Source organism: Pseudomonas sp. B28(2017), from assembly GCF_002113025.1.
In the GTDB taxonomy this organism is placed as follows: Bacteria; Pseudomonadota; Gammaproteobacteria; order Pseudomonadales; family Pseudomonadaceae; genus Aquipseudomonas.
Genome location: NZ_NEJH01000003.1, coordinates 544585 through 560241 on the forward strand (window position 1 = coordinate 544585; position 15657 = coordinate 560241).

Annotated in this window: 13 protein-coding genes; 3 read left to right on the top strand and 10 right to left on the bottom strand. The window is 60.0% G+C overall.

Annotation, left to right across the window (positions count from 1 at the left end; translation table 11 throughout):
- Positions 1-77: 77 nt before the first annotated feature.
- Complete coding sequence (gene betB / locus CAF65_RS11810) at positions 78-1550, bottom strand: betaine-aldehyde dehydrogenase (RefSeq protein WP_085716436.1); 1473 nt, start codon at positions 1548-1550, stop codon at positions 78-80.
- A gap of 62 nt (positions 1551-1612) precedes the next feature.
- Positions 1613-2206, bottom strand: coding sequence for a transcriptional regulator BetI (gene betI, locus CAF65_RS11815; RefSeq protein ID WP_085716437.1), 594 nt, complete (start codon positions 2204-2206; stop codon positions 1613-1615).
- A gap of 380 nt (positions 2207-2586) precedes the next feature.
- Here betI and CAF65_RS11820 point away from each other — a divergent pair, with 380 nt between their 5' ends.
- Entirely contained in the window at positions 2587-4527 is a 1941-nt protein-coding gene (locus tag CAF65_RS11820; protein WP_256578637.1) for a BCCT family transporter, read from the top strand.
- A gap of 198 nt (positions 4528-4725) precedes the next feature.
- Here CAF65_RS11820 and choV read toward each other — a convergent pair whose 3' ends face one another.
- From choV to CAF65_RS11835, 3 genes are all read right to left on the bottom strand, one after another.
- A complete protein-coding gene (gene choV / locus CAF65_RS11825) occupies positions 4726-5904 on the bottom strand; it encodes a choline ABC transporter ATP-binding protein (RefSeq protein ID WP_085716439.1) in 1179 nt (392 codons plus the stop codon).
- Positions 5901-6746, bottom strand: coding sequence for a choline ABC transporter permease subunit (gene choW / locus CAF65_RS11830; RefSeq protein ID WP_085716440.1), 846 nt, complete (start codon positions 6744-6746; stop codon positions 5901-5903). Before choW ends, choV begins: the two co-directional genes overlap by 4 nt.
- A 66-nt stretch (positions 6747-6812) precedes the next feature.
- Positions 6813-7760, bottom strand: a complete 948-nt coding sequence (locus CAF65_RS11835) for a choline ABC transporter substrate-binding protein (protein WP_085716441.1) — start codon at positions 7758-7760, stop codon at positions 6813-6815.
- Positions 7761-8195: 435 nt separating this feature from the next.
- Here CAF65_RS11835 and CAF65_RS11840 point away from each other — a divergent pair, with 435 nt between their 5' ends.
- Together CAF65_RS11840 and CAF65_RS11845 are read left to right on the top strand one after the other, a co-directional pair.
- A complete protein-coding gene (locus CAF65_RS11840) occupies positions 8196-9572 on the top strand; it encodes an L-serine ammonia-lyase (RefSeq protein ID WP_085716442.1) in 1377 nt (458 codons plus the stop codon).
- 541 nt (positions 9573-10113) lie between these two features.
- Positions 10114-11217: a GlxA family transcriptional regulator gene (locus tag CAF65_RS11845; RefSeq protein WP_007975492.1), complete on the top strand. Its 1104-nt coding sequence runs from the start codon at positions 10114-10116 to the stop codon at positions 11215-11217.
- A gap of 101 nt (positions 11218-11318) precedes the next feature.
- Here CAF65_RS11845 and CAF65_RS11850 read toward each other — a convergent pair whose 3' ends face one another.
- The 5 genes from CAF65_RS11850 to CAF65_RS11870 all read right to left on the bottom strand — a co-directional run bounded on the left by CAF65_RS11850 (position 11319) and on the right by CAF65_RS11870 (position 15634).
- Positions 11319-11585 (bottom strand): hypothetical protein, encoded by a 267-nt coding sequence (locus tag CAF65_RS11850; protein WP_007995656.1) that lies wholly within the window; start codon positions 11583-11585, stop codon positions 11319-11321.
- A 365-nt stretch (positions 11586-11950) separates the two neighbouring features.
- On the bottom strand, positions 11951-13114 hold the full coding sequence (locus CAF65_RS11855) for a gamma-butyrobetaine dioxygenase (RefSeq protein ID WP_085716443.1): 1164 nt from the start codon (positions 13112-13114) through the stop codon (positions 11951-11953).
- Between the two features lie 13 nt (positions 13115-13127).
- Positions 13128-13604: a thioesterase family protein gene (locus tag CAF65_RS11860; RefSeq protein ID WP_085716444.1), complete on the bottom strand. Its 477-nt coding sequence runs from the start codon at positions 13602-13604 to the stop codon at positions 13128-13130.
- Between the two features lie 124 nt (positions 13605-13728).
- Complete coding sequence (locus CAF65_RS11865) at positions 13729-14694, bottom strand: L-carnitine dehydrogenase (protein WP_085716445.1); 966 nt, start codon at positions 14692-14694, stop codon at positions 13729-13731.
- A 52-nt stretch (positions 14695-14746) separates the two neighbouring features.
- Positions 14747-15634, bottom strand: a complete 888-nt coding sequence (locus tag CAF65_RS11870) for a 3-keto-5-aminohexanoate cleavage protein (protein WP_008019488.1) — start codon at positions 15632-15634, stop codon at positions 14747-14749.
- Positions 15635-15657: the final 23 nt, after the last annotated feature.

Below are 15657 nucleotides of genomic sequence, written 5' to 3' on the forward strand. Positions count from 1 at the left end.
TTTGGTGGACGACACCAAACCTGTGGGAGCTGGTTTGCCAGCGAAGGCGGCCTTACAGGCAATACAAGGCTCGGTTCTTAGAACACCGAGACGTAATCGCCCAGCTCTACCTGTACCGATTTGATGCGGGTGAAGTTGTTCAGCGAGCTGATGCCGTTCTCACGGCCTACACCCGACTGCTTGTAGCCGCCAACCGGCATCTTCGCGTCGGACTCGCCCCAGGCGTTGATCCAGCAGATACCGGCTTCCAGCTGATGAATCACGCGGTGCGCGCGGTTCAGGTCGCGGGTAACGATACCGGCGGCCAGGCCGAAGTCGGTGTCGTTGGCGCGGCGGATCACCTCTTCTTCGGTTTCGTAGGTGAGGATCGCCATCACCGGGCCAAAGATTTCTTCACGGACGATGGTCATGTCGTCGGTGCAGTCGGTGAACACGGTCGGCGCGACGAATGCGCCTTTGGCGAATTCGCCGTCGGTCAGACGCTCACCGCCGCACAGTACGCGGGCGCCTTCTTCTTTGCCCTTGGCGATGTAACCCAGCACGTTTTCCATGTGGGCGAAGCTGACCAGCGGGCCGAAGTTGGTGTTTTCGTCTTCCGGGTTGCCGATGCGGATGCGCGCAACGCGCTCAACGATCTTGGCTTCGAAGGCGGCTTTCAGGTGGCTCGGCACGAACACGCGAGTACCGTTGGTGCAGACCTGACCGGAGCTGTAGAAGTTGGCCATCATCGCGGTGTCGGCGGCGCGATCGAGGTCGGCGTCGTCGCAGATGATCAGCGGGGACTTGCCGCCCAGTTCCATGGTCACGTCTTTCAGCGAGGAAGCCGAGGCGCTGGCCATGACTTTCTTGCCGGTGTCGGTGCCGCCGGTGAAGGAGACTTTCTCGATACGCGGGTGCTCGGTCAGCCAGGTGCCGACTTCACGGCCGCTGCCGGTCAGGACGTTGAACACGCCGTTCGGCAGGCCGGCTTCGGTGTAGATCTCGGCCAGTTTCAGGGTGGTCAGCGAGGTGACTTCACTCGGCTTGAAGATCATCGCGTTACCGGCGGCCAGGGCCGGTGCGGATTTCCACAGGGCGATCTGGATCGGGTAGTTCCACGCGCCGATACCGGCCACGATGCCCAGCGGCTCGCGACGGGTGTAGACGAACGAAGTGGTGCGCAGCGGAATCTGCTCGCCTTCGATGGCTGGCACCAGGCCTGCGTAGTATTCCAGCACGTCGGCGCCGGTGACGATGTCGACGTATTTGGTTTCGGAGAATGCTTTACCGGTGTCCAGAGTTTCCAGAGCCGCCAGCTCGTCATTGCGCTCGCGCAGGATTTCCACGGCGCGACGCAGGATGCGCGAACGCTCCATGGCGGTCATCGCAGCCCAGATTTTCTGGCCCTTTTCGGCACTGACCACAGCGCGCTCGACGTCTTCCTTGGTCGCACGTTGTACTTTTGCGAGGACTTCACCGTTAGCCGGGTTGATGGCTTCGAAAGTGGCGTCGCTGCTGGCGTCGCTGTACGCACCATCGATGTAGAGTTTTTGCAGTTCGAAACGGGCCATATTGTCCTCGCAAGTGCATTGGTTGTTGGCGCGATTCAGGTGTCGAGCGTTCTATGTGTGCTCTAACTCACCTGCTTGGCCAGTTGTAGATCCATGTATTCGTAAGCGATCCGGTGCGCCTGCTCGGTGTCGAAAGAGTCTCCCGACAGCGCGCCGCGCAACCACAAACCGTCAATAAGGGCTGCCAGGCCACGGGCTGCACTGCGCGCATCTTCGAGCGGCAGTACGCGGCGGAACTGGCAGCACAGGTTGGAATACAGACGGTGATCGTTGATCCGCTGCAACCTGTGCAAAGACGGGTGGTGCATGCTGGTGGCCCAGAAGGCCAGCCAGGTTTTCATTGCCGGGCCATTGACCTGGCTGGCGTCGAAGTTGCCTTCGATGATCACCTGAAGGTGAGCCCGCGGGCTGTTGTCCTTCAGCGCCTGACGGCGCGCGGTGACGTTCTCGCTCAGGACACTCATCAGGTACTGCGCCGTGGCAGCTATCAGGCCGTTCTTGTCCTGAAAGTAGTGACTGATGATGCCGTTCGAGACACCGGCCAAACGGGCGATCAGCGCAATGCTGGCGTCCCCCATTCCGACCTGATCGACGGCCAGCAAAGTGGCTTCGATCAATTGCTGGCGGCGGATGGGTTGCATACCGACCTTGGGCATCTTGCACATCTCCTTGGGCCTTGCGGCAGACGTCAGACGGCTACCGGCTTGTGGGCCAGTCTATTTTGTTTTGATTGAACGTTCAATCAACAAAGAATAAGATCTGCGACAAATCGTCGCTGCTTACAGATTTTCCTACGTGTAAATGGCGGCAAACCGACATCCGAAACGGCTCGAAGCCTTTACGCCATGGCGTCTCAAGGGCTTCGGGCTTTTTTCGGGCTGTCTTTATATCACCCGCCGGTCGGCTGCCCACTAACCGATTGGTCGGGTAACTCGTTTGTCTTGCGTTCTTCTCTCGCACTGCCCGGAGCATCTGTGCCATGAGTTCTGCCTCGCTAATAAAGACCCCACCCGAGAAGGTGACGGTCAACGGTTGGGTGTTCTACACCTCTACCGCGTTGATTCTGTTGTTGACCGCCATTCTGATCATCGCCCCGCAAGAGGCCGGCAGAATGCTGGGTACGGCGCAAGCCTGGTTGTCCCGCAGCTTCGGCTGGTACTACATGGTGGTGATTGCCGCCTACCTGATTTTTGTCGTTGGCCTGGCGTTTTCGTCCTACGGCAAACTCAAACTCGGCAGCAAGGACGACACCCCGGACTTCAGCTACGGCGCCTGGGCGGGGATGCTGTTCTCCTCGGGTATCGGTATTTCGCTGCTGTACTTCGGGGCTTCCGAGCCGCTGGACCACTACTTCAACCCGCCGGAAGGCGTGGCCGGCAGCAACCTTGCCGCCCGTCAGGCGGTGCAACTGACCTTCCTGCATTGGGGCCTGCATGGCTGGGCGATCTATGCGCTGGTCGGCCTGGCCGTGGCGTACTTTGCCTATCGGCATAACCAGCCGCTGGCGTTGCGCTCGGCGTTGTACCCGCTGGCGGGTGAGCGTTGGGTGAAGGGCGCGGCCGGGCATGCGGTGGACGGCTTCGGCATGTTCGTGACCCTGCTGGGTCTGGTGACCAACCTGGGGATTGGTTCGCTGCAAGTGTCGTCGGGGCTGGAAAACCTGTTCGGCATGGAGCACAGCAACACCAACCTGCTGATCGTGATCATCGTGATGAGCACCGTGGCGACCATCGCTGCCGTGTCGGGCGTGGAAAACGGCATCCGTCGTCTGTCCAACCTGAACATCGTGCTGTTCAGCGGCCTGCTGATTTTCGTCCTGTTGTTCGGCCCGACCCTGCACCTGCTCAACGGCTTCGTGCAGAACATCGGTGACTACCTGAACGGTGTGGTGCTTAAAACTTTCGACCTTTATGTGTACGAAGGCGACAGCGAGAAGTCCGACCGCTGGTTGGGCCTGTGGACCCTGTTCTACTGGGCCTGGTGGATTTCCTGGGCGCCATTCGTTGGCATGTTCATCGCGCGTATTTCCCGTGGTCGCACCGTGCGTGAGCTGGTCGCCGGCGTGTTGTTGATTCCGCTGGGCTTTACCCTGGCGTGGCTGTCGATCTTCGGCAACTCGGCCCTGGACCTGGTGATGAACCACGGGGCGGTAGAACTCGGGAAGACCGCGCTGGAACAGCCGTCCATGGCAATCTACCAGTTGCTTGAGCATTACCCGGTGTCGAAAGTGGTGATCGGCGTGTCGATCTTTGTCGGTTTTGTGCTGTTCCTGACCCCGGCGGATTCCGGCGCGGTGATGATGGCCAACCTGTCCTGCAAGGGCGGCACCGTCGACGAAGACGCGCCGCACTGGCTGCGGATCTTCTGGTCGGTGGTGATCACCCTGGTGACCATCGGCCTGCTGTTCGCCGGCAACTTCGAAGCCATGCAAACCATGGTGGTGCTGGCCGGTCTGCCGTTCTCGGTGGTGCTGGTGTTCTTCATGTTCGGCTTGCACAAGGCCATGCGCCAGGATGTGCAGATCGAACAGGAACAAGCAGAGCTGGCGGCACGCGGTCGCCGTGGTTTCACTGAGCGTTTGACTCAACTGGACCTGCAACCGAGCCAGTCGGTGGTCCAGCGCTTTATGGATAAGCACGTGACTCCGGCGCTGGACGATGCGGCTGTGCAGTTGCGTACGCAAGGGCTGGAAGTGCAGACGCTGCTGGGCAAGTCCAAGCGTTGCATGGGCCTGCGGATCGAGATGGAAGAGGGCAACCCGTTTGTCTACGAAGTGAGCCTGGACGGCTACCTGGCCGCGCCAACCGAATCGGCTCAGTCCGATGAGGCGCGTCAGCGTTACTACCGCGCCGAGGTGTACCTGCACAACGGCAGCCAGGACTACGACTTGATGGGCTTCACCCAGGATCAGATCACACGTGACGTGCTCGACCAGTTTGAAAGCCATCGGCAGCTTCTTGGCCGGGTTTACAGCTGAGTTCTGAACTGATGCGGTGTTTGTGTCTGAAGCACCGCATCAGCTTCTTCGCGAGCAGGCTCGCTCCCACATTGGAATGCTTACCCCTGAGGGAGCCAGCCTGCTCGCGAATGGGCCATTAGCCTTGACGCTGCATCTCTCTATACCCCACAAACAAAAACGCCGCGATACTCTCGCGGCGTTTTTGCATCTGTTGCCTTACCCCAGGTTCTTGCCGAGCAGTGCGTGATACAGCTCGCTGTCGCCAAGAATCCCCACCACATGATTGTTATCGTGCAGCACCAGCTTGTTGCCGGTCTGATAACGAATCTGCAGCGCGTCGCGCATGCCGATGTTGGAGTCCACCAGTGTCGGCTTGCGTTCCAGGCCTTCGACGGCTTGCCCCGGCATCCAGTTCTGCAGGTCCATGCTCGAGCCGTTCTTGCGTGCGCCTTTGATGGTGTTGCCTTCAGCCAGGTCCAGCCACGAATCGCCACCCGGATCGAGGCATACCGAGCCGTTGATGCGTTTGCAGTTGTCCAGGGTGCGCATCAGGCTGCGACCGCACAGTACGTTCAGCGGATTGGTATGGGCCACGAAGGTCCGCACATAATCGTCCGCAGGGTTGAGGACGATTTCTTCCGGTTTGCTGTACTGGATGATCCGGCCGTCTTTCATGATCGCGATACGGCTGCCCAGTTTCAGGGCTTCGTCGAGGTCGTGGCTCACGAACACGATGGTCTTGTGCAGCTTGCGTTGCAGTTCCAGCAATTCGTCTTGCAGGCCTTGGCGGATCAGCGGGTCAAGGGCCGAGAACGGTTCGTCCATCAACAGGATGTCGGCGTCCATCGCCAGCGCACGGGCCAGGCCCACGCGTTGTTGCATACCACCGGACAGCTCGTTGGGCTTCTTGTTGCGCCACTGGGTCAGGCCCACCAGCTCAAGCTTGTCATCCACCAGCTTGCGGCGTTCTTTCTCGGGACGACCCTGCATCTCCAGGCCGAAGCTGATGTTCTCGCGAACGGTCAGCCAGGGCATCAGAGCGAACTTCTGGAACACCATCGCAATGCGCTTGGTGCGCATCATTTTCAGTTCGGCGGAAGAACAGGAAGCAATATCGATCTGCTTGCCTTCGTGCTCGACGAACAGCTTGCCGCGGCTGACGGTGTTGAGGCCGTTGATGCAACGCAGCAAGCTGGACTTGCCGGAGCCGGACAGGCCCATCAGCACGCAGATTTCACCTTTTTCGATATCCAGGCTGGCTTTTTCAACGCCGACAATCTGCCCGGTCTTTTTCAGGATTTCGTTGCGGGTCAAGCCTTGATCCAGCAGCTTGAGAGCTTCGCGCGGATCCTTGGAGAAAATGACATCGACGTTATCGAAGCGAATAATGCTCATGCGTCACCCCCTACTTTGGCGTCGGGTTGTTTGCAGATACGGTCGAGCATGATCGCCAGCAGTACGATCGCCAGGCCTGCTTCGAAGCCCAGGGCGATATCAGCGGTATTCAGTGCGTTGACCACCGGTTTACCCAGTCCATCGGCGCCTACCAGTGCCGCGATCACCACCATCGACAACGACAGCATGATGCACTGGGTGATGCCGGCCGCGATGCTCGGCATGGCGTGAGGCAGTTCAATCCGCGTCAGCAGTTGGCGACGCGAGCAGCCAAAGGCCTTGCCGGCGTCCATCAATTCTTCCGGGACATCGCGGATACCCAGGTAGGTCAGGCGGATGGGCGCGGCAATCGCGAACACCACTGTGGAGATCAGACCCGGGACCACACCCAGCCCGAAGAGGGTCAGGGTAGGAATGAGGTAAACGAAGGTCGGTACGGTCTGCATCAGATCGAGTACCGGACGCATTAAAGTGTAGAACATCGGCTTGTGCGCCGCGACGATGCCCAGCGGCACGCCGATGACCACGCAGACCAGGGTGGCGAACAACACCTGGGCGAGGGTTTCCATGGTTTCCTGCCAGTACCCCAGGTTGAGGATCAGCAGAAAGGAGGCAACGACAAACGCGGTCAGGCCCCATTTACGTTGAATGAAGTGTGCCAGTAGCGCGATCAGGCCGATCAGTGCCAGCGGGTTGAACCAGGTCAGCGCAAACGTCACGCCGTGGATCATCGTTTCCAGTGACACGGCGATTGCGTCGAAGGTGCTGGCGCCGTGTTGCGTCAACCATTCAACGAAGCCCGCTATGTACTGGCCTAAAGGGATTTTCTGATCAATCAGCATGGTAGTGAACGTCCGCATGCAAGGAAATAAACAGCCCGGACGGCCGGAGCCGTCCGGCATAAGCGATTACTGGTTGAGCTTGGCTTTCACGGCTTCCAGGCCAGGTTTACCGTCAGTGGTGGTCACGCCAGCGAGCCAGGTATCGAGCACCTGTGGATTCTTTTTCAGCCAGGCCTTGGCGGCCGCGTCAGGCTTCATCTTGTCGTCCAGGATGTTGCCCATGAGTTCGCTTTCCATGTCGACAGTGAACTCCAGGTTTTTCAGCAGTTGGCCCACGTTGTTGCATTCCTCGGCGTAACCCTTGCGGGTGTTGGTCGCCACGGTGGCAGCACCGAAATCCGGGCCAAAGAAATCGTCGCCGCCGGTCAGGTATTGAATCTTGAAGCGCTTGTTCATCGGGTGCGGCGCCCAGCCGAGGAAGACCACGGCGGTGTCGCGTTTCTGCGCACGGTCGACCTGCGACAGCATGCCGGCTTCGCTGGACTCGACGACCTTGAAGCCCGCGTCCTTGAGGCCGAAGGCGTTCTTGTCGATCATCGTCTGAATCAGGCGGTTACCGTCGTTGCCAGGCTCGATGCCGTAGATCTTGCCGTCGAGCTCTTTCTTGAACTTGGCGATGTCGGCGAAGTCATGCAGCCCTTTGTCGTACAGCGCCTGGGGAACGGCGAGGGTGTACTTGGCGCCCTTGAGGTTGGTGCGCACGGTGTCCACGGTGCCGGCATCGCGGTAGGCTTTGATGTCGTTTTCCATGGTCGGCATCCAGTTGCCGAGGAACACGTCCATGTTCTTGCCGTCGGCCAGGGACTTGTAGGTCACGGGCACGGAAATCATGGTGGTCTTGGTCTTGTAGCCGAGGGCGTTGAGTACGACGCTGGTGGTCGCGGTTGTCGCGGTGATGTCGGTCCAGCCGACATCGGAGAAATTTACGGTACTGCACTGCGCCGGTTCTGCGGCTTGCGCCAGAACCGGCAGACTAAGCATGGCGGCCAACAACAACGACGGGGAACCTTTCATGGATGGACTCCTTGGTGTTTTTTTTGGCAGTGTTCCGACTGGACCACCGCACTTATAGGTTGCGGTTGGATGGCGTTCTGGAGACAGCTCTACCACGGCGCCTTGCAATCGAGTCGATATGATCATGTACCAGTGAAAATCTGACGCCTACAGGGTGCGTCGTATCCAGTACAGGGATGGTCGCATCCAGTGTCGGTGACGTCGTTTACAGATTTTTTCAGCCCATTTTCTCGCTCTGAACCGCAAAAAAACGGCGAAAACACGGCGTAAAAGACACGCGGCGTTGGTGGGCATGAGTGCGTCGGTTAGAGACGTCGAACAACACGATAAAAGCTTGATGATGCGGTCATCTCGGCGGATTGCAGCTTCAGCGTAGCAGCTCCGTTACCGTGCGCTTTTGCGCGCACAGTGGGCCCATCCAGGAGTTCGGCAGTAATGGCTATCAGTGTTTTCGACCTGTTCAAAATCGGCATCGGTCCTTCCAGTTCGCACACCGTGGGGCCCATGCGGGCGGCGGCGTTGTTTGTGCAGGGCTTGCGCGAGCGTGGTTTGCTGGAACAGGTGCGGCGTGTCGAAGTCCAGCTGTTCGGCTCGTTGTCGGCCACCGGCATCGGCCACGGCAGTGACAACGCGGTGATCATGGGTCTGATGGGCGAGTGGCCGGATGCGATCGATCCGTCGCAAATCGGCATCCGTATCCAGGCCTTGCGCGAAACCCATACGCTGTTGCTCGACGGTCGGCTGTCGGTACCGTTTATCTGGGCCAGGGACATGCGGTTGATCGACGAAAACCTGCCGTATCACCCCAATGCCATGACCCTGATTGTCGAAGATGACCATGGTGAGTTTCATCGCGATACCTATTATTCGGTCGGCGGCGGTTTTGTCGTCGATCAGGCACAAGCCTCCAGCGGTGTGGTGGACCTGGACCGCACCGTGCTGCCGTACGATTTTTCCAGCGCTGCCGAGCTGCTGGAGCTGTGCAAAAAACACAACCTGCGTGTGGCTGAGTTGATGATGGCCAACGAGAAAGTCTGGCGCAGCGAAGAGGAAATCCGCAGCGGCCTGATGAAGCTCTGGCGCGCCATGCAGGATTGCGTCGAACAGGGCCTGAAACACGAAGGCATTCTGCCCGGCGGGCTGAACGTGCGCCGCCGCGCGGCCAAGCTGCATCGCAGCTTGCAGGAATTGAACAAGCCCAACGTGATCGGTTCGACCTTGAACGCCATGGAATGGGTCAACCTGTTCGCCTTGGCGGTCAACGAAGAAAACGCCGCCGGCGGGCGCATGGTCACGGCACCGACCAATGGCGCGGCGGGGATCATTCCGGCGGTGTTGCATTACTTCATGAAGTTCAGCGAAGCGGTGACCGATGCCAATGTCGTCGACTACTTCCTCGGTGCGGCGGCGGTGGGAATCCTGTGCAAGAAGAACGCCTCGATCTCCGGTGCTGAAGTCGGTTGCCAGGGTGAAGTCGGATCGGCCTGCGCCATGGCGGCGGCCGGGCTGGCGGAAATTCTTGGCGCCACACCCGAGCAACTGTGCAACGCGGCGGAGATCGGGCTGGAACATAACCTCGGCCTGACCTGCGACCCGGTGGGTGGTCTGGTCCAGGTGCCATGTATCGAGCGCAATGCAATTGCGGCGGTCAAGGCGATCAATGCGGCGCAAATGGCGTTGCGCGGCGATGGCCAGCACTTTATCTCGCTGGATCGGGTGATCCGCACCATGCGCGATACCGGTGCCGACATGCATGACAAATATAAGGAGACATCGCGGGGTGGGTTGGCGGTGAGTGCTGTGGAGTGTTGAAACCGAGTTGCCCCAATCGCGAGCAGGCTCGCTCCCACAGGATTCGGTGTGGAATAGAGAAATTGGCCACACCATAAATCCACTGTGGGAGCGAGCCTGCTCGCGAAGGTGGCAGACCAGTCAAAACTGCGCTCCAAGTGAACACCCGCTCGAAACCGCGCCGCCTTTTAGTGCGTCGCTCACAGATAAATCGTCTTGCCAGCGGTCGGAGTCATTCAAGGCTTCGACCATTCGTCACCCGTGCCTGCGGTGACACTCTTTTCCAGCTGCTCGTAGCCCTGTTCCCACAAGTGCTACCGAATTGCTCACAGCTTGTGGGCCGGGGCGCTTGCCAGCCCTGATGGCCATTTAAATCCCCACTCCGTGCACGTCATATATAGACACATTCCGACGTCGTTTTTAGGAGTTATTGAACGCGCATTCAAATTTAGGCATGGCAATTGCTCTGTCATTACAAAGCCCGTCTCCCACGCGAGAACGATGGCAATAAAAAGAGCCTCCGCCTGAGGCCATCACCCGCTTTGTGTGAGGAGATACCGCGATGACGACGTTCAACTCCGGGGCCCAACCCCAGAACCGTGCGCCTCAATCCATCGGCTTTCTGCTGCTGGACAATTTCACGCTGATTTCTCTGGCCTCCGCAGTGGAACCCCTGCGCATGGCCAACCAATTGTCCGGTCGCGAGCTGTATCGCTGGACCACCCTCACCGTCGATGGCGGTCAGGTCTGGGCCAGTGACGGTCTGCAGATCACCCCCGACGCCTCCATGCACAAAGCCCCGCCAATGGACACTGTCATCGTCTGCGGCGGTATCGGGATTCAGCGCACTGTTACCCGGGAACACGTTTCATGGCTGCAAAGCCAGGCTCGCCAGTCTCGCCGCCTCGGCGCAGTGTGCACCGGCAGCTGGGCCCTGGCCTGCGCCGGTCTGCTCGACGGCTTCGATTGCAGCGTGCACTGGGAATGTCTGGCGGCGATGCAGGAAGCTTTCCCGCGGGTAGCCATGAGCACCCGTCTGTTCACCCTTGACCGTAACCGTTTCACCAGCTCGGGCGGCACCGCGCCGCTGGACATGATGCTGCACCTGATCAGCCGCGATCACGGCCGTGAACTGTCGGCAGCCATTTCGGAAATGTTCGTCTACGAGCGCATCCGCAACGAACAGGATCACCAGCGTGTGCCGCTCAAGCACATGCTCGGCACCAACCAGCCAAAATTGCAGGAAATCGTTGCGCTGATGGAAGCCAATCTCGAAGAGCCGATCGACCTCGACGAACTGGCGGTGTATGTCGCGGTGTCCCGTCGTCAGCTCGAACGCCTGTTCCAGAAATACCTGCACTGTTCGCCGTCGCGTTACTACCTGAAACTGCGTCTGATCCGCGCGCGGCAATTGCTCAAGCAAACACCGATGTCGATCATCGAAGTGGCGTCGGTGTGCGGTTTCGTGTCCACGCCGCACTTCTCCAAGTGCTACCGCGAGTACTTCGGCATTCCGCCGCGTGACGAGCGCGTTGGCTCCAACACTACCCAGCAAGTGGCAATGATGCCGCTGCCGCAAGCGCTGGTGCTGTCGCCGTTGTCCGGACCGTTGTCGGCGCTGAGCCAGGCGCGTAACGAGTCGACGTTTGCCAGCGTAAGGCTCTAGTCAGAGGCGCCCTCATCGCGAGCAGGCTCGCTCCCACAGTTGACCGAGTTCCAACAGAGGAATGCGGTCGAATGTGGGAGCGAGCCTGCTCGCGAATGGATTTATCGGCCTGTGTGGCTCTGTTGATACTCCGCCAATGCCGGCAACAACTGCTTGTCGATTGCCTGGCGCACTGCCGGCAGGATGGTCGCGCTGCTGGTGTACATCTGCTTGACCATAGTCCGCAGGGTCATCGCCCGCACATCGTTCAAACCCCGTACCGCACACTCGCAGGCCTGCTCTGCGGTGGCGCCGGTGGGCACTTCGAAACCCAATGACTTGAGCTGGCCCAACAGGTCTTCCTGGTCTATCAAATCGGCGTGCATCATGACGCAATCCTTCTTCAGGGAACGGTGTCGTGGTTCGATTCTGGTGGGGGTGCCGGGTGTCGGCAAGGACGATTTGTCGCAATGGCTCAATTGGTTATGAACATGTCGTTTTCGGCTAACCTGGTCCGCAGGGGAGTGGGCACACTGGACTCAGCTCGCTTCACGAAGGTTTGGTCACCCTCGCATGGCAGCTCCTCAACAGTACCCTCTGCCTCGATCCTGTCACGGCTTGATCGGGGTTTTTTTTGTCTGTGAATCATGGTTTTTTGTTGGTTGATAGGCCGCATTCACGAGCAGGCTCGCTCCCACAAGGACTGTGCAAAACCTGTGGGAGCGAGCCTGCTCGCGAAGAACGATGACGCGGTCTAGCGTTGCAGCACCAGGATGCGCGACAACAACTCATCCCGGTCGACATAGCAGCCCTGGAAATGCCGCGCGCCGGTGGCGGGGTCGAAGGCGTTGCGGGCATGCAGGGTGCGGCGATTGTCGAAGCACCACAGCTCACCGGGATTGAGCCGCTGTATCAACCTGAATCGAGGCTCGCGGGTCATCGCGATAAAGCGCCGGTAGGCCTTGTACAGCCTGGGCATCTGCTCTACCGAGGCATCGAATGGCCCGCGCAGAAAGTTCGCCATGCGGATTTCCGATACCTGCCCCAACGCGTTCAGGGCAATGATCGGCGCGAGACAGCGGTAGTCGCTGTGACGGTCCTTGTTGCGAAACTCCACGGGGATTTCGCAGAGGTTTTTGAAGGATTCGGGGTCTTCCCGGCGCAAGGCGTCGGCAATGGCAAAGCCGTCGACAAAAATGCTCTCGCCACCCTCGGCGTCATTGACCAGGCAATGCAGGAATTGCAGCCCCGGTTGCAGCTCCCTGGTTGGCAAATCGCTGTGCAGCGGCAGGTTGAAGGCGGTGTAGGCATTGCTGTCGGCATCGGCCTTGGATTGCACGTTGAACAGCACGCCGAAATTGCTCTCGCGGATGAAGGAAATCCGTTGGGCGATCAGCTTCAGAGAGCCGGGTTCGGTGGGTACGCCACGGACCTGGGTCAATCCGACATCCCGTACCGCCAACAACCATTGCAACAAGGCGTCGGAGTCGTTCATCAGCGCTTGATACTCGAACACCGGCAACTGCAAATCGCTGTGCCAGAGCCTGGCTACGGGCTTGCGCTGCTGGCGTTCGGCGCGGGATTCATCGTCATAGGCGTGGGCGCGCAGCCAGCCGGGGTCGAAGCGGCTGCAGTGGCCGTCCTGCCAGACAACCGCCAGGCAGCCATCGTTGTCGATACTGACGTTATCGGCCATCAGATCTTGAGCCACATCGACGATTTCCAGCACTTGCTCGCGGGTCACGGTGTAGACGCACTGCGGGCACGGGCAATTGTCCCGTAGCCATTGATGGTGGAAAGGGCTGACACGATCGTCGGCCCACCTCACCAGAACACGGTCCGCCAGGGTCTGCACGCCAGTCAGCGCGCTGATCAACGGATAGGTACGAAAGTCGGCAAATGCAGCGGCGGTGTTCATGGCGATCTCCTTGTTATTTTTTTGTGGGTAGTGCGATCACTCGGCCAATGTACGCGGGTGTTGGCAGGTCCGCCTGTTCGGCGACGATGGCTTGCAGTCGGCTCAGGGACTGCTCGCTGAACGGTGCCGAACGCGGCCCGGCGAGATCCACGTGCAGCAGCATCTGTTCGTTGCCTGCAAGTTCCTGGGCATCACCGAGCAGATGCAGGCTGTGATAGAGGTGCACGCGCTTGCTGTCGTGGGCGATGATCTGGGTGTGCACTTCGACTTGGGCGTCGAGCTTAACTTCGTGCAGGTAGTTCAGGTGCAGTTCGAGGGTGAACAGCGAGTTGCCGCTGGCTTCCCGGCTGTTGCTGTCCAGGCCCAGGCGATCCATCAGCGCGTCGGTGGCGTAGCTGAAAATCAGCAGGTAGAAGGCGTCGCGCAGGTGGCCGTTGTAGTCGACCCAGTCGGGGATGATGGTGGTCTGGTAGGTGGTTAGGGCGGGCATGATGTTAGTTCCAACATTGATAGTGACTGGACTGCCGCTTTCGCGAGCAGGCTCGCTCCCACAAGGACCGCGCATAACTTATGGGAGCGAGCCTGCTCGCGAAGGGGCCGGGCCTGCTGACCGATTACTCGCTGAAGGCCATCCCATGCTTCTCTTTGGTGGTCTTCACCGCCTCCAACACCGCCAGCAGGCAGTCATCACGATAGCGCTCCAGCGCTGAAATGCTGTGTTTACCCAGTTGATCGCTGGTGCCATCGACCACGTCGTCGATCAGCTTGTCGGTCAGTTCCGGTGCCGGCAGGTAAGTCCACGGCAACTGCAATGCCGGACCAAACTGCGCCATGAAGTGACGCATGCCGGCATCACCACCGGCCAGGGTGTAAGTCAGGAACGTGCCCATGAACGACCAGCGCAAACCGGCGCCGAAGCGGATTGCATCGTCGATTTCGCCGGTAGTCGCCACACCGTCATTGACCAGGTGCAACGCCTCGCGCCACAGCGCTTCGAGCAGGCGGTCGGCGATGAAACCCGGTACTTCCTTGCGTACGTGCAACGGGCGCATCCCCAGGGATTCATAGACTTTCATCGCCGCTTGCACCGCTTCCGACGCGGTGTTCTTGCCACCGACCACTTCCACCAATGGCAGCAAATAAACCGGGTTGAACGGGTGACCGACCACGCAACGTTCCGGATGCGTGGCGCTTTCGTAGAACTCGCTCGGCAACAGACCGGAGGTGCTGGAACCGATCAGCGCATTGGGCTTGGCCGCCGCGCTGATTTTGCTGTGCAGGTCCAGTTTCAGCTCCAGCCGTTCCGGGGCGCTTTCCTGGATGAAGTCGGCATCGCGCACGCACTCTTCGATGGTTGCGACAAAGCGCAGGCGATCCTGCGATGCACCCGGCGCCAGGCCCTGTTTTTCCAGTGCGCCCCAAGCGTTGGCGACACGCTTGCGCAGGGCTGCTTCGGCACCGGGGGCCGGGTCCCAGGCCACTACGTCCAGGCCATGGGCGAGGGCGCGTGATACCCAACCGCTGCCGATGACACCGCTGCCCAGGGCGGCGAAGGTTTTGATTTCGGTGATAAAGCTCATGGCGATTTCCTGAATTTGGCTCGGAAAAAAACTGGGGGAAAAGGTGCTGGGATTAACCGCGTTGGGTCAGGCCCATTTTCTTGCGGCCTTCAGCCGGCGTCAGCACGCGGGCACCGAGGCGGCTGAGGATTTCCGTGGCGCGCTCGACCAGTTGGCCGTTGGTCGCCAGCACGCCCTTGTCCAGCCACAGGTTGTCTTCCAGCCCGACCCGCACGTTGCCGCCGAGCAACACCGCTTGCGCTGCCATCGGCATCTGCATGCGACCGATACCGAAGCCGGCCCAGACCGCGTCGGCCGGCAGGTTGTCGACCATGGCTTTCATGGTGGTGGTGTCCGCCGGTGCGCCCCAAGGGATACCCAGGCACAGCTGGAACAACGGGTTGTCGAGCAAGCCTTCCTTGATCATCTGCTTGGCGAACCACAGGTGGCCGGTGTCGAAGATTTCCAGCTCGGCCTTCACGCCCAGCTCTTGAATGCGTTTGGCGCCAGCACGCAGTTGTGCCGGGGTGGACACGTAAATGGTGTCGCCGTCGCCGAAGTTCAGGGTGCCGCAATCCAGGGTGCAGATTTCCGGCAACAGTTCTTCGACGTGGGCCAGGCGGGTCAGCGGGCCGACCAGATCGGTGTTCGGGCCGAACTCCATCGGGTTCTCGCCCGCGCCGATTTCCAGATCGCCGCCCATACCGGCGGTGAGGTTGACGATGATGTCCACGTCCGCCTCGCGGATGCGTTCCATCACTTCGCGATACAGCGCCACGTCACGGCTGAACTTGCCGGTTTGCGGGTCGCGCACATGGCAGTGAACCACAGTGGCACCGGCCTTGGCGGCTTCCACGGCGGCAGCCGCGATTTGTTTCGGGGTGACCGGCACGTGTGGGCTCTTGGCGGTCGTGTCGCCAGCACCGGTGAGTGCGCAGGTGATGATGACGTCGTGGTTCATTTGGCGGTTCCTTACAGGCGAGT